Below are 14,701 nucleotides of genomic sequence, written 5' to 3'. Positions count from 1 at the left end.
AGCAAACAAGCACAACAGTACCAAGCTGAAGTACTCAACCACAAGGGGCAAAGGCAACTGGATCTCGGTCAGGCAGCAGAAGCTTTAAAAACCTGGCAGCAAGCTACAAAACTTTATCAACAACAAAAAGATTCTGAGGGGATCACAGGCAGCCTAATTAATGAAAACGTAGCCTTACAAACATTAGGACTATACCCTCGTGCTTGTACTACACTTTTGAAAGCCTTGAAACTAGATGCTTGGATATGTGCCACTTCCTTAAAGCCACCTGTTGTCTCTACTCAAGAAGCCTTAAAAGCTGCTATTGATAAGGTTAATCCAACATCGGTAAACTTGCTCGGATTGCAAAACTTGGGGAATGTGTTGTCTTTAATAGGCAAACTAAATGAATCTGAAACAGTTTTGCAAGAAACACTAACACTTGCTCAACAGGTACGTTTAGAAAATACCAGTGATATTTTGCTCTCTTTAAGTAATACAGAACAGCTTATATATAGGCGTTTGCAAGAACAGTATCAATGGATAGAAGAACCACTGTTTCAAGAGAAAATTGTAAATTTTATTCCAGAGAAGGCGCTGGCATCACTTGAAATTTATCAAATTATAGAGAACGCACCACAAAGTTCTCAAGCAGTAAAATTACAAGCTAAACTCAACCGTTTGAGTTTATTGTTAGATTTTCACAAATGGTTAAAGACAAAATTTAACTTCAGATATAATCACACAAAAATTAATGACATTACTCAACAGATTCAACCTTTAGTGAGTCAATTGTTGGAAAATAATTCTGCGTTTTCTCAATTATCGCCTGAACAATCTATTTATGCCAAGCTGAAATTTGCTAATAGCTTAAATCAAATTCCAAATCAACAACTGCATTTATCAGCTATTGAGTATGCCCAAAAAGCGTTGCAAACTGCTAAAAGCCTAAACAATCAGCGATTACAATCTTCCAGTTTAGGTATGTTAGGTGAATTACAAACAGAGCTTTCGCAAACATATTTTGAACAAGCTTTAAGCTTAGCTCAATCAGTCCAAGCATGGGATCTGGCTTATGAATGGCAGCAGCAATTAGGTTTTTTGTACGACAAGTCAGGAAAGCCCGAACGAGCTAGGATAGCTTATGCTGCGGCTATTGATAACTTAACTCAAGTTCGTGACAATCTTTTAACAAGCAATGCAGATTTACAGTTCTCTTTTTACGAACAAGTGGAACCTGTGTACCGTAATTATATACGATTATTGCTAAGGGAACAGTTTCCTGATTTAGAACGAGTAATTGAAACTATCGGACAATTTCAAATAGCAGAGTTAGAAAACTTCTTACAATGCGGTAAGCTGAATCTTGTTGCCCTAAATCAAATCCAAAATGTCGGTAGCGCAGTACTAATTTATATTATTGATTTAAATGACACTATAGAAGTGATTGTCCAAACACCAGGTCGCTCTCCCGTTCATCACTCTGTTGATTCAAAGCTAGTCAAAATTCACGTTAATGCTTTGTTAGACCTTTTACAAGATAAAAGACTTGTGTCTACTAAAGAGCGTATATTTATTTCCCATTATCAAGCGCTTTATAATCAATTAATAGCACCTGTTAAAAAATATTTACCCCCATCAGGAACATTAGTATTTACTTTGGATCGAGCCTTTCAAAGTTTACCCATGCATTTACTGCATGATGGCAAAGACTATTTAGTGAAACAGTATAGCTTTTCAGAGACTTTGGGTTCTCGGATCAGACCGCCTAAATTTTTACAACCAGAGCAGTTCAAGGCTTTGATTGCTGGCTTATCCAAAACTAGCCCTAGCTTTGCAGACCCAAATGCTCCCCAAGGTACAAAACCATTACCCCAAGCAAAACAAGAAGTAAAAGACGTTCAAAAACAAACACAATCTTCTTTGACCTTACTAGATGAAAATTTTACCAGTCAACAGTTTGGACAAGAATTAAGTAAAGATAATTTTCCCATTGTTCACGTCACCACGCATGGGCAATTTAGTTCAGATCCCAAAAGGACAGTGATACTAGCATACGACAAGGCAATTAACGTACTAGAATTTGAAAGTTTGCTAAGAAGTAGAACAATCGCTAATACAGATACAATCGAATTACTTGTCCTCAGCGCTTGCCAAACAGCCAAAGGTAACAAACGCTCAGCACTAGGCATTGCTGGAGTATCTGCCCAAGCAGGAGCGCGAAGTACGATCGCAACTTTATGGTTAGTAGATGCAAAATCTACTACTTTATTTATGGAGGGGTTTTATCAAGGATTACGAAATAAACTCTCTAAAGCTGAAGCACTAAGACTTGCACAAATCGGCTTGATGTCAAATCCTGAGTACAGCCATCCGTACTATTGGGCACCTTTTTTGCTGGTGGGAAGTTGGTTGTAGAAATCGATTAATCGCAGCCCTTGTTCTACTTTTTTCAGTTCAGTTGAGTTATTAGTATTGTTCGCTAACTGGGCAGATATCACAAATTGACGCTTAGCTTCGTTTGGTAAACCTGCCTCAAAATAACGCTCGCCTAATACTCGATAGAGAGTTGGGTTTTTACTATTTGTTGTGGCTGCTTTAGTTAATTCCTCAATACTTTCATCTAGAAAGCCTCTCGACATATATACAGCATCTAAGTCAAGAGCAGTTTCATCTTCAGGTAAATCTAAAGATTTGATTTGCTCTACTGTATCTAAAACTTGTTTAATTTCACTTTGAGAAAATAAATTCACTACAAAAGTATCCGCAGCTAAAGGAGAATCATTCTTATAGGCAATAACAGTAATTTTAAATGCTTGGTCAAATTGCAGTTCTTTTTCGGATGGAGGGTAAGTCAGCTTAGTTTGGTTGACAATTTTTTCCCATTCAAATTCGTAACCGCTTAACCTCACTTTGTAATAAGTAGCACCATTCACAGGTTGCCAAGCTATATCTGGCCGAGAGTTCAATATCGAGCTTGTATAGGGATAAATAATTGTTGGTTCTTCGGCTTGTGGTGTTCCACCTTTTCGGATGAGGCAGTTCTCTACATTCATAGAATTACAAGTAGAGTTAGATAAACTAGGTTTTGCACATTCGGAAGCGGCAATCACTCCACTAGATAATTTTAAAACTTCTCCGGAACTAAAACATATTAAATTGATATACTTGCCATTTAAAACTTCTAATTTTTCTCCGGAACATACTAAACTTCCAGGACTAAGATGCCTGTCTCCTCTATTCAATATTCTTCCTATTGCTTCACAGCGAATCTGATTTCTTTTCATTCTTGCCAGCGGTACGCTTGCTAAAAGTGGTGTGACTTCTATCAAGATTAAATTGAAGCATAAAAAACCTAAAAATCTTTTATTCAATTTCATTTTTTGAGGTATTTAATGATTATTCATTACTACCAGCTTATCATTTTTTCAGTATGCGTTCTAGCAATTCCTGCCTCCATTCAAACACTTCTGGCAGACTGGATTTAGCTAACATACATACTTCTACAGAAATCCTGGCATTATCAATTTGACCATTAGCTTCTTCAACTTGAGCCAGCAAACAGTAGGCATCTGTTCTTTGAGGGTCTAATTCAGTTGCTTTTTCTAAATATTTTTCCGCTTCACCTAATTTATTTTGCATTAAGCTTGACCAACCTAAATCCTTATATAAAGATGCTTGGAGTTCGGGATTTTGAGTTTTTTCTAACCCTTTTATAGCTAAAGTTGCTGCCATCTTATAGTCGCCATTTTTATTCTTTAATCGTGCTAAAGCAGCAACAGCATGTATTGCTTGACCACTATTTTTAATAGCTAATTCATACTGCTCTTGTGCCAAGTCATATTTGCTGTGAGTATCGTAGAAATATCCCAACCCATAATTACCTTCCCAACTATTTGGGTTCAATTTGAATAATTTCTCATAACTCTTCTCTACACATTTATCATCTTGCAATTGCTGGCACATAGCAGCTAAATTATTATATGCCGAAACATCCTGTTCATTATATTTTATTGCTAATTCATAATATTTTTTAGCTATCTGAGGATTCGTTAAATTTCGAGCAGCTTTATCAAAATAAAATTGAGAAATCTCAAAACTTAGCTGAGGGCGAACTCTTACAGCTTTGTCAAAATAACTTTGTGCTTGTTCAGAATTATTACCAGCTTCTAGCTTTTGCCCTTCAGCAACTAAATTGTTAGCATACGCTGGTAAGCCTATTTTATCAATCCCCAAACCAATCAAGCCAGCAGATGCAATAATTACACCAAATATGAAGGTTTTAGATCTTGTTATTTTATAAACTTTACTTTGGCGAGGAAGTATTTTTAAACGTTGCAGAATAACTTCAGTAGTTGCTGGCCGTTGTCCTGGCACGGGAGCCATTAACTCATCAAGAAAATCAGCCAGGGGCTTGTCAATCTGCTGTGCTTTATTTCTCCATACTAAATTTCCTGTTTTCTGATCTATCGGCAGACGCATCAATGGAGTACCAGTCACTAGACGTACAAAAGTCCGCCCTAGAGCATAGAAATCCGATTGAGGTACTGCTTTACCATGAACTTGCTCTAGTGGTGTGTAATAATGCGAAACTACACTTGTAATTTCATAATTACCTAGCGTTGTCTGAGTTCCTCCGCTTCCGCTAACTTTAGCTAAGTACGTGTCAGTTATTCGACGTGCTGTTCCAAAATCAATTAACGCTAATTGTCCACTTGGTTGAAGAATTATATTTGCAGGTTTAATATCTCTATGAAAAAATTCAGTATGATGTACTACGTCAATAATTTCAACTAACTGTCGTAACCATTCTAATGCTAAAGATTGCGATATTGGCTCATTTCCTTTTATCCATTCTTCTAAATTTTGTCCATCAAATTTATCCATAACTAAACAATGAAGTGTTAAAGAGCTATTGTTGGGAACAAAACTAAATAAGTCATCTAAAGTATTACTTTCAGGAGTATTTGGATGTTGGATTAATTGTAAAGCAAGGGATTCTCGCTCAATTAACTGGACTAATTCAGGCGAATTCCATTTCATAACTTTCATAACTCGCCGTTTCCGCACAGGATTCCACTTTGTCCCAGCATCATCTACTTCAAAAATTTCATTGCGGGTAAACGGATTTTCAGTAAGTTCTCTCAATGGTTTGAGCAAGCGAATCCGATCATTAATCAGTAGCGAAGTACCACAGCAAAGACATCTTTCAACATTGTCAGGATTTTGGCGTTGCTCACAAAGAGGGTTTATACAGTAAATCACATTCGTACAATCCTTTCTAACCCTAATGGCAAGAAAACCATCATTTGAGAATTTGGGATGGTCACAAAATTTCTCAAAGAAAAGGGATGAAATTTTTGTGACAACTGTTGGAGTAAAACAACTAATAACCAGATATTAAAATCTAATCGTTTTCTTGGTAAAAGCTCAATTATTTTTGCTGGAATGAGGTATATTCTATTACTTAAACAATGCATAGACTAGGTTTAAGATAAAAAACTTGTCAGTAGCAATATATCTAATACGGTTGAATTTTGAGATTTTCGATACAAGTATTATGTATTATCACTGTAAAAACTGTAAAATCTATATTAAGTATTGCCTTACTGATTATTTCTGAATTTGACTCTGAAAGTAAAAAAGCCATTTTTACAAGTATTTTAGCTTTTTATAACAGAATGAAACAAAATTTTATTCGTTATTATTTAAGTAAAAATTTAAACACATCATTACTTACAAGCTTTTATATACATCATAGGGGATAATATGGATTTAGAAAAATTTAGCCAATGACATCCACAAAGTAAGTGGACACGTTGCTCTATTGCGTTTTTTGCAGCAATGAGTAACCAAATTAGATACTTTCTTCCGAAAGATGTAGCTATATATAGTGAAATACAGTATTATTGAGTGTGATCTAACACGCTCTTTAAACGAAACCTAATTCACGAAAAATCCTTTGCAGGTGTTTAACACACTAACACGCGGTTGTAGTTATGGATTCTAACGCTGCCCACAAATTCAGTTCACCAGTCTCTTCCTCTCGTTTAGATATAGCACAGAAGCATCTGGGGCAAAGACACTCTACGACAACAGCTTTTGATAAAGCTCTAGTCATAGTGAATGACTTGGTGTTTGCTAAAAGAGGCAGATACTTAAACGAACCTGAGATTACTGTCATAAAAGGAGCGTGGAATAATCGGGACTATGAGGAGATAGCAGAAAAATCACGTTTCAGCGTTAATTATTTACAACGAGGTGTAGCTACTCGGTTATTTGATATACTCACAAAAACAATTGGAAATGGTGAAAAGGTTAGCAAAAAGAACCTACGAAATTTCTTAGAGCAACTTGCCGAAGAATATGATGCCCAATTTGGATCACAAACAGAGCAAAGTCTCTCTTATCAGAATTTGGGACAAGTTATAGGAGGACAACCGCCTGACATAACTAATTTTTACGGACGAACAAGCGAACTAGAACTTTTAAAAGAATTAATAACTAAGCAACGATGTATAGCACTAGTTGGAGTAGCAGGAATTGGCAAGACGACGCTAGCCGCAAAACTAATTGCAGAACTTGGTGTAGAGGTTAAACCCACTTTTGATTGTTTGATTTGGAAATCTGTTGCCCATGCGCCATTGCTTCATGACTTAGTTGCTGATCTCCTAGAACTACTTAATCCTGCAGAACCTAAGTCCAATTGTCCAGAATGTACTCAAGCAATGATTACAGTGTTGCTTAAGCAGTTACAAGCTCGTCGCTATTTGATCGTATTAGATGAATTTGAAGCTTTATTTCAGACAAATAACTTAGCACAACGACTAGATTACAGGCTATTTATTCGTCGGTTGGTAGAAGAACAACATCAAAGCTGCTTGCTTTTAACTAGTAGAGTTTTACTTCATGAGCTTAATGATTTAATAGCAGCTAAACGACCTATTCAATTTTTCAAAATTGAAGGTCTTGATGCGGATGCAGCAATGCATTTTTTATCTAGTAAGGGATTAACAAATAATGAAAAGTGTCACAGGTTAATTAAAACTTATAGAGGAAATCCATCGGAGCTTGAAGCTTTAGTTGAGAGGATTAACCATTTCTTTGCTGGTAGTACTGAAAAGTTTCTGGAAAATGAAACAACGCTGGTTAGCAGTAAAATTGAAGCAATGCTTAATCATGTGTTTAGTCAAATTTTAACGGAAATTGAGCGAATAATTTTAATTCATATAGCAGAAGAGATAGTTTCAATATCCCAACCTCTTGGTTTTACTACATTGTTGAATAATCTTAAAGAAAAAAAGAAAATATTTGTATCAACTTTAGAGCTAATAAAAGCGTTAGAAAAACTGGAAAGGCAATCCCTGATTGAGAGTACTAAAGACCCAGTTACAAAAGAAATTAGTTTTAGTCTTCAACCAGTAATTAGAAAGTATATTATGACAGACCCACAAGGTTTGGTGCATGTCTGTGATACTTTACCAACATTAGCAAATGCATCCTGACAGAGGTACTTATGATTACCGGAAAATTAGAAGTAACAATCAAAATCAGCGAACTACCCCAAGCCGTAGCTGTAGAGAACGGTTGGCAACAGTTTGAGGTTGACTGTGATGGACGCATCATAAGCATTACAGTCAAGCCTAAGATTTGGAAGAAACTGACCGATGCTGCTAGTAATTACCCACAGTGGGTAGCAGCGATCGCTGGTAAACTCGGTCAGCAGACTGATAATGGGTTCGTACTCGATGAACCCAACATACAAGTTTTCGAGCGCAAACCCAAGGAGGCAACAGCCACACCAGGAGCAGCTTGAGAAACCTTGCCCAACAGGGGAAGTTAGAACAAAAGTTCACAAATATGGAGGAGGAAAAGCGAAAAATCAGAATCTCGTAAGATGCTATAAGACCACAAGTTATGTAAGATCAAGCTTATGGTTGTATTCACTTAAAAATGGAGGTATTTCTATACGGCTCAAAAATTTAAAGGACAAAACGCACCAAGGGGTAACGCTTTGTCCAGTGTCAAAACAATCGAATAATTTCAGAGCGGGGTTCATCTCTTAGGAACCGAGAAAGTGGGAAGTAAAGTTTGGCCGCTTTTGCCCACAGACTGGTTAGGAGAAATTCACTCACGCTACTGTACTAAGCCCATTATACTTGGGTGCGACAGAAAATAGGTTAATTCTGGCGTAGTATTTTCATGTCTTGGAAAAAATTTTAATTTTCGCCAAAGTCCGCTTGCAAAATACAAAGTGTAGTAGCGCGTAGAGTGCGATCGCCCATCAGCAGAATCTAGAAGACTGCTGTAGAGGGATCGTACATTCAACCCCCTCTGATGTGGAAACCAACAATCAGGGGAATCCGTTGTGAAAAATGAATGTAGAAAGGCTTATGCACACCCACAGTTGTGCTTTGGGCTACCAGAGACGGTAAAAATTGAGTTTCTGCCAGCAGGGGTGTGGCTGTCGCAAAATCTGCAAGTACTGTCAGGAAGTGCGATCGCACTAACGACCGCTCACCCTTATGAGTACGGTTTGGTGCTGGGTTCAATAGAAGAGTTGCGCTTATTAGTAAAAGAACACCAACCAGATGTCGGGCTGCTAGTTATCATGTCGCCCGATTTTTTCTTAGCAGGAATTGTGATTGTAGAAACTGGAGAAGCGTTTGCATTTACCAGGGGAGCAGCAGCACAGAAAGTTTTGGGTGAAATTTATTTGGGTGTAGCTGGGGGTGAGGTATGACTTGTGTAGTGGTAAATCGTGAGCAAATAGCGCAACACTTGGAGGCATTGGGTTACAAACAGGGAGATCCGGTATACCTGCGCTCGTTTTACCCCAGCGACGACCCACGCAAAGCAAACGATTCTGGCAGAAGTGCAGAGTCACGTAACCTCAAGCAGTTAGTACGAACAGCAACTGCATGGCAATCGGATGGCAGGGGAGTTTACTTCGTAGTCAACGGCGGCGGACAAAAAGATGACTTGGTGAGAGACTGCCGTGCCATTTTCTACGAGCATGACAACTTAGACAAAGAATTGCAACGTGAGTTATGGCGATCGCTCTGTTTACCAGAACCGAGCTTACAAATAGACACGGGTGGCAAATCCATCCATAGCTATTGGATATTGACTAGCCCAATCAGTCCTGAGCAATGGCGAAAATTGCAAACTGATTTACTCGAATATTCCTCGGGCGATCGCTGTTTGAAAAATCCGTCGCGGGTGATGCGACTGGCGGGGTGTTGGCATTTTGCAGCAAATAACATTCCTAATGGGCCCAGTCAGATAATTCTCAACACTAGTAAACAGTACAGCTACGACGAACTAAGGGCTATTATTCCTCAGTCTAAGACAGTAGTCCCGTCAATTCCACTAAATGTACCAAGTGGTGATGTACCGTTAGAATGCTGTTTAACTAAAGCAGACAGAGCATTAGTTGACTCTGGTGCAGTCCAGGGAGAAAGAAATAGTAAGGGTGCAGCACTCGCCCGTAACTTAATTGGCACAGCTGCTCGGTTAAACCATCTGAGGCATAGGTTTAATGAAGAACCACGGGCATTATTTGATTCTTACTGCAAAAGCTGCTCCCCTCCACTTGATACCAGGGAAGCAGATGCGATTTGGAAGTCAGCAACCAAAGATAATCCCACTGCCACACTTACGGATGAAGCCTTAGAGAACTGTATAAAATCGTGGCAGCGACAACAGTCAGTTAATTCTCAACCTCCACGGGGATTTGACTCCAAAAAGCAAACTGTCACTGGTGACAGCACCAAAAAAGGTGACAGTTCAAAGAAAGCCACAGACGAGATTGCGTCAACTGTCACCACTGTCACCAAGATTCTAGAAGCCGGGTTTACAGACTACGAAGAGACGCAAAAGATAGGAGAACTTCTAGATAGTACTAGTGTAAAAAAAGCTGCACTAGATCAAATAGTTTCTTCAATCAGAACCCGAATGGATGAGGTTCAGCCAGATGATGAAATTCGCCTAGAAAATTTGATTAACTGGCACAATGCCAAGTTGGACTTTAAACAAGCCTTGCCTAGTATGGCAGCGGACTTATTGCACGATGCAGAGATTCTTAATATTGAACCAATAGTCATCTGGCAACCATTGATGGCAGCGGTATTATCACTGGTTGGCAAGCGGATAAAGCTCTCTGTGGAATCTCATACAGTGCCAGCGATCGCCTGGACGGCCACAGTATTGGAATCAGGTGGTGGCAAAACCAGAGCCGATACCCTAGTGTTGACTCCGCTCAAACGTAAGCAAATTGAAGCTCGTAGGCGATATGAGAAGGAAGTAGGGGCATACCAGAATTGGCAGGGTGATGCCGAAGAGCGCCCACCCTATCCTTTAGAACGCAAATATATGTTTGAGATGGCAACGATTCAGGCCGTCATTAAACGCCTTTCAGAACAGAAAGACAATGGTGTGCTGTGGGCTAGGGATGAACTAGCAGGGTTGTTTAAATCGTTTGGGCAATTTAATAAAGGAGAAAACGAAGGGCTGGAATGTCTACTCAAACTGTGGGATGGCGCACCAGCACAAGTAGACAGAGTGTCGCAAGGTGACTCGTATGTGGTGGAAGACACAGCACTGTCACTCACCGGAGGGATTCAGCCGGGGATGTTCCGCAAAATCTTCAAAGACCCAGAAGATTCACAAGGGATGTTGGCGCGGTTCTTGGTAGCCAAAGCTAATACTCTCATGCCCAAACGTGTAAAAGGCTACTGTGTATTAGCTGAGAAATTACCTCCATTCTATGATTGGCTAGAGAATTGCCCAATGGGTATAGTCAAGCTGTCCAAGAGCGCAGACGCTTATTATACAAAGCTTTGTCAAGTGATTGGACAACAGGCATGGGCGACGACACAACCGGCGATTAGGGCGTGGATGTTCAAGCTGCCCACTCAGTTATTGAGGATTGCGCTGGCTTTGCACTTGATTGATTGTTATTTTGACCGGGACGGCAATAGCTCACGCAACTTTTGGGAATTATCAACACAGACATTGCAGCGAGCGGTAATGTTTGCACAGTACTACAAGAGTGCTTTCAATGTGGTGCAAGAGATGACGACCTCTAGCGACGATATTAGTTCTGTGCTGCTGAAAATCTGGGATGCAGCAGTCAGTAAAGATGATGGCATCACCTTAAGAGATGCTTACAGGAATATCAAGGCAATTCAATCTCGTGCCAAAGAGGCTCTTAGGAATGTCAGCGCTTACACTGCGGAGTTGTTCGGGAAGTTAGAGCGCATGGGCAAAGGCACGGTTGTGAAAATTGGTAGGCAAATAAAGTTTGTAGCTAATTTTACTGGTAGCGACCCTCCCACTCCTCCATCGTCCCAAACAGAGGGTGACATAGTGCCAATCGCCCAAACCTATGAGGTGCAACCAATAGAGCCGTCACCAATCAATCAACTGTCACCAGTGACAAACACTAGCGATGAGGATTGTCACAGTACAGTTGCAGTAAATGAAACCGTACTTACTGAGCTAGATAGCGATGTCTCCGACAAGCCGCTTGCGCGTCTACGCCCCCCTGGTACAGAAACAGTTATTTCTACTTCTGACCATCCTAATAGTCATGAAATAGATATTTCCAGTGATGGTGATACGGAAGCGTTCGCACACCAGATAGATGCTGGTGCAAAAGTGCGGGTTCATTTCCCCGGCAGCAAGAGACATTCAAAACTTGGGGTTGTAGCGAGGTTCGTTATAGAACAGGGTTTGAGAAAGGCTATTGTACTGCTAGAGGATATGCCAGAATCACTATCTCAGTTTCTCTGCCCTGTACCTGGTAGTGATGCGATGCGATTGGAGTTGATTACTTAGTTGGGTTTTAACTTGAGACTTCCCAAAAAAAATCAACCAACATATTATATAGTGGACAAATTCTATGCTGGCACTAGAACCACAACAACCATCAGCACCCGATTACAGCGTTCTCAATCATCAAATTAAAGAAACCCTCACTGCCATTGACCGCTTTGAGTCCCAAGCTATACCCAAAATTGCACAAATGCGTAACGAGCATCTGTACACAGAAGGTGGATACAAAACCTTTACTGAGTACTGCAAGAGCGAATTGTCGGCATGGGGCGGATACCGCAGGGTGAACCAACTGCTGGGGGCCACCAAAGTAATTGAGGCGGCCGAGGAGTTTGGAGAGCATATCAAAAATGAACGCCAAGCCCGTCCGTTGCTGCGTCTGGTCGAAAAACCAGATAAATTAAAACAAGCGATCGCACTGGCACTAGAAGAAAATCCCTCCCCGTCACAAGCTGACTTTGCTCTTGCTGCAAACAACGTGGTTCCCAAGCCACCACGGAAAAAAATATTAAAACAGGAACCATTGGTTCCTAAAACCTTGGAACCAATGGTGACTAAAAAAGCTTCCGTCACGGTTGTTTCTGAATCGCACCCCAGATATGGGCAGCAAGGAACCATAGAGAAAGACCCGCCAAATGAATTGCAGCAGATTGTCACTTTTGATGATGGCTCAGAAGAACTAATTAATAATGATGACCTAGATGCCCCAAGCGTCCCATTCCCAACAGAGCGGACTCTACCAGCAGAGTACGTAGAAGCGATCGCACAAAGGGAGGAGCAGCATAAGCAGGAACTAGAGCGCCTGGAACAGGAGTTGAGGATTGCCCTGGTGAACGAGGCAAGAGAAATAGCTACTCAGCAGTTGGCGCAAGAGATGCAATCAATACGAGAACTGTACAGAAAAGAGAAACAAGAAAAAATCCAGTTACAGCAGCGTGTAGATGAATTAGAGGGGCTGCGGCAGTTATCATCAGTCAGCCAACAACAACAGCAACGTATTGAGGAACTGGAACGCGCCTTAGAGTCACGCCCCGTGCAGGAGTGGGGAAATACTATGACCAAACAGGCTGCTAAGGTGCTGAACAAGGAAGTCAAACGCGCTTTGGAGAATACCATTGATCTGCGCGAGCTTGCAGTGGAACCGCCCAAAGATAATGCCTCTGAATGTCTGCGCCTTCTTGGGCTTGCACTTGGGAATCTTGCCACCGCGATGAACAATGCTCAAGCGCTCGAAGCTGCGGCTATCCTGATGGGAAGTCAACCGACACCGGAGGCTCTAGCCCACAGAGCCGAACAATTGCAATTCGTACCTGTGGCTATTAGCGAAATTAGGAGGGTGCTTGGTAAGCCTGGGTGTACATGGTCGGACTTTTGGAGTGTGGCTCAACAGTACGAGGTGATTCGACAAGACTACTGGACAGAACTTACCAGCGAAGAGAAACAGTTAATCGCTGCCCTTGAAGCTACTACCGAAACCCATATAGATGAACCGACCACGCAAGAGGCACAGGTAATCACTACTACCGAATAACCTGATACAGAACCAGGAGCGATTACACTTGGTTCCATTGTTGCCCACGCTGACCCATACCGTACCTTGTATCTCGAAAGGGGCGAAGTTATCCAAGACTTAGGCGAGGAAGTGATTGTGGCTTGGGATTGCTGGAAGGAGCGAACGAAAAAAACTGACAGGTACTCAAAAGACGAGTTGCGATTTTGGCAGGCCGAGAACAACTAAAAACTGTAATGTATTGCCTGGAGCCATCACGCCAGTTACGTAGGCTGGAGCAATAACAGTCTCAATTTTATCAATTGTTGCTCTCTTATATCTTGCTATTGAAATGGAAATGGCTTTTTTTAAAAAATCTCTCGAACCCAACTCTATTATTAATCCTGTCTAGATCAACAAAGATGTATTTCCTGATCTATCACTCCGTTGATAACTTCGTGTTATCCGCGTCTTGCTTGTCAAGATTGCTGCTCGGAATTGATGGGGGTGCTAGCATCGACAACGCCGCGATCGCCCCGCGAACTTGGGATGGTTCCACCTCCAGGTAATTTTGCAGTTGCTCCAAACTGCGATGTCCGCTAATTTCTTGAATAACTCGCAATGGAATTCCGGCATTGCTCATGAAAGTAAGTGCAGTTCTGCGGCAACTGTGTGTGCTTGCTCCTTCGATGTCCGCACGTTCGCAAGCTTGTCGGAAGATTAGGCTTGCATATTCTGAGTGCAAGTGACTGCGCCCCCATCGACCAGGAAACAAAAAACCGTCACGGGAGTTTGTCGGTTTGTAAGTAGCTAGGAAGCACCTTAGTTCTGACAAAATCGGAATGCTGCGGGTAGCTAACTTTCCCTTTGTATTCCCTTTACGGATGATCAGCTCTGCTCTGATCCGTCCCTTGCTGTTATAAACATCTTTAATTTTTAGGGTAACTGCTTCATTGACGCGGCAACCCGTGTACAGCATCACGCCTATTAGGGTTCTGTCTCGCTCTGTGGTTAACCCCAAAGTAAACAGACGCTGGATTTCTTCTGCCGACAAAACCTTTGCCTTCCCGTGACGGTCAATTTTCACAGCCCCGAACCCCCGATAGTTAATCATCCTATCAGCGATCAGAAACATTACAGTTTTAAGTTAAGGAGTGCTGAGTAACCGTAAGATTTATCTTACTGGTTGGCAAACTCTATGGCGCGGATGGTGTCGATTAATGGATATGTGCTGGGCTATCGATTTTTCAACCCAGTCTTTGGAAAAATGTTGGTAATGACAAGGGCTTAAAAGCAGGGGCAACTTTTAGAGACGCTACGCATAGCAAGATCCCCGTAGGGGTACAGACTTACTGTACTGAATGCAATTATTGCTTTCTGACTCAGCAATCTAAC

At 41.1% G+C, this 14,701-nt stretch carries 10 protein-coding genes; 6 read left to right on the top strand and 4 right to left on the bottom strand.

The window, feature by feature from the left end:
- Positions 1-225: 225 nt before the first annotated feature.
- Positions 226-2,397, top strand: a complete 2,172-nt coding sequence (locus IQ276_RS37715; protein WP_235116461.1) for a CHAT domain-containing protein — start codon at positions 226-228, stop codon at positions 2,395-2,397.
- Here the strand turns inward: IQ276_RS37715 and IQ276_RS37710 are convergent.
- Together IQ276_RS37710 and IQ276_RS37705 are read right to left on the bottom strand one after the other, a co-directional pair.
- Positions 2,358-3,359: a tetratricopeptide repeat protein gene (locus tag IQ276_RS37710; RefSeq protein ID WP_235116459.1), complete on the bottom strand. Its 1,002-nt coding sequence runs from the start codon at positions 3,357-3,359 to the stop codon at positions 2,358-2,360. The genes IQ276_RS37715 and IQ276_RS37710 overlap by 40 nt on opposite strands.
- A 40-nt stretch (positions 3,360-3,399) precedes the next feature.
- Entirely contained in the window at positions 3,400-5,244 is a 1,845-nt protein-coding gene (locus tag IQ276_RS37705) for a protein kinase domain-containing protein (RefSeq protein WP_373690638.1), read from the bottom strand.
- Between the two features lie 734 nt (positions 5,245-5,978).
- Between IQ276_RS37705 and IQ276_RS37700 the strand changes: the two genes are divergently transcribed.
- The 5 genes from IQ276_RS37700 (at position 5,979) to IQ276_RS37680 (ending at position 13,348) form a co-directional block, all read left to right on the top strand.
- Entirely contained in the window at positions 5,979-7,484 is a 1,506-nt protein-coding gene (locus IQ276_RS37700) for a helix-turn-helix domain-containing protein (protein WP_193919522.1), read from the top strand.
- 11 nt (positions 7,485-7,495) lie between these two features.
- On the top strand, positions 7,496-7,795 hold the full coding sequence (locus IQ276_RS37695) for a fertility inhibition FinO-like protein (protein ID WP_193919524.1): 300 nt from the start codon (positions 7,496-7,498) through the stop codon (positions 7,793-7,795).
- A gap of 552 nt (positions 7,796-8,347) precedes the next feature.
- Complete coding sequence (locus tag IQ276_RS37690) at positions 8,348-8,722, top strand: hypothetical protein (RefSeq protein ID WP_193919526.1); 375 nt, start codon at positions 8,348-8,350, stop codon at positions 8,720-8,722.
- A complete protein-coding gene (locus IQ276_RS37685; protein WP_193913555.1) occupies positions 8,719-11,820 on the top strand; it encodes a DUF3987 domain-containing protein in 3,102 nt (1,033 codons plus the stop codon). The genes IQ276_RS37690 and IQ276_RS37685 overlap by 4 nt, the downstream gene beginning before the upstream one ends.
- Positions 11,821-11,884: 64 nt before the next feature.
- Positions 11,885-13,348, top strand: a complete 1,464-nt coding sequence (locus IQ276_RS37680) for a hypothetical protein (RefSeq protein WP_309245651.1) — start codon at positions 11,885-11,887, stop codon at positions 13,346-13,348.
- Between the two features lie 165 nt (positions 13,349-13,513).
- Here IQ276_RS37680 and IQ276_RS37675 read toward each other — a convergent pair whose 3' ends face one another.
- Positions 13,514-13,696 (bottom strand): hypothetical protein, encoded by a 183-nt coding sequence (locus tag IQ276_RS37675; RefSeq protein ID WP_235116507.1) that lies wholly within the window; start codon positions 13,694-13,696, stop codon positions 13,514-13,516.
- 49 nt (positions 13,697-13,745) lie between these two features.
- Positions 13,746-14,393, bottom strand: coding sequence for a tyrosine-type recombinase/integrase (locus IQ276_RS37670; protein ID WP_193913553.1), 648 nt, complete (start codon positions 14,391-14,393; stop codon positions 13,746-13,748).
- Positions 14,394-14,701: the final 308 nt, after the last annotated feature.

Origin of the sequence: Desmonostoc muscorum LEGE 12446 (assembly GCF_015207005.2) — a bacterium.
GTDB classification, from domain to species: Bacteria; Cyanobacteriota; Cyanobacteriia; order Cyanobacteriales; family Nostocaceae; genus Nostoc; species Nostoc muscorum.
The sequence above is the reverse complement of the archived record's forward strand: the minus strand, read 5'-3'. Positions and strand labels throughout refer to the sequence as shown.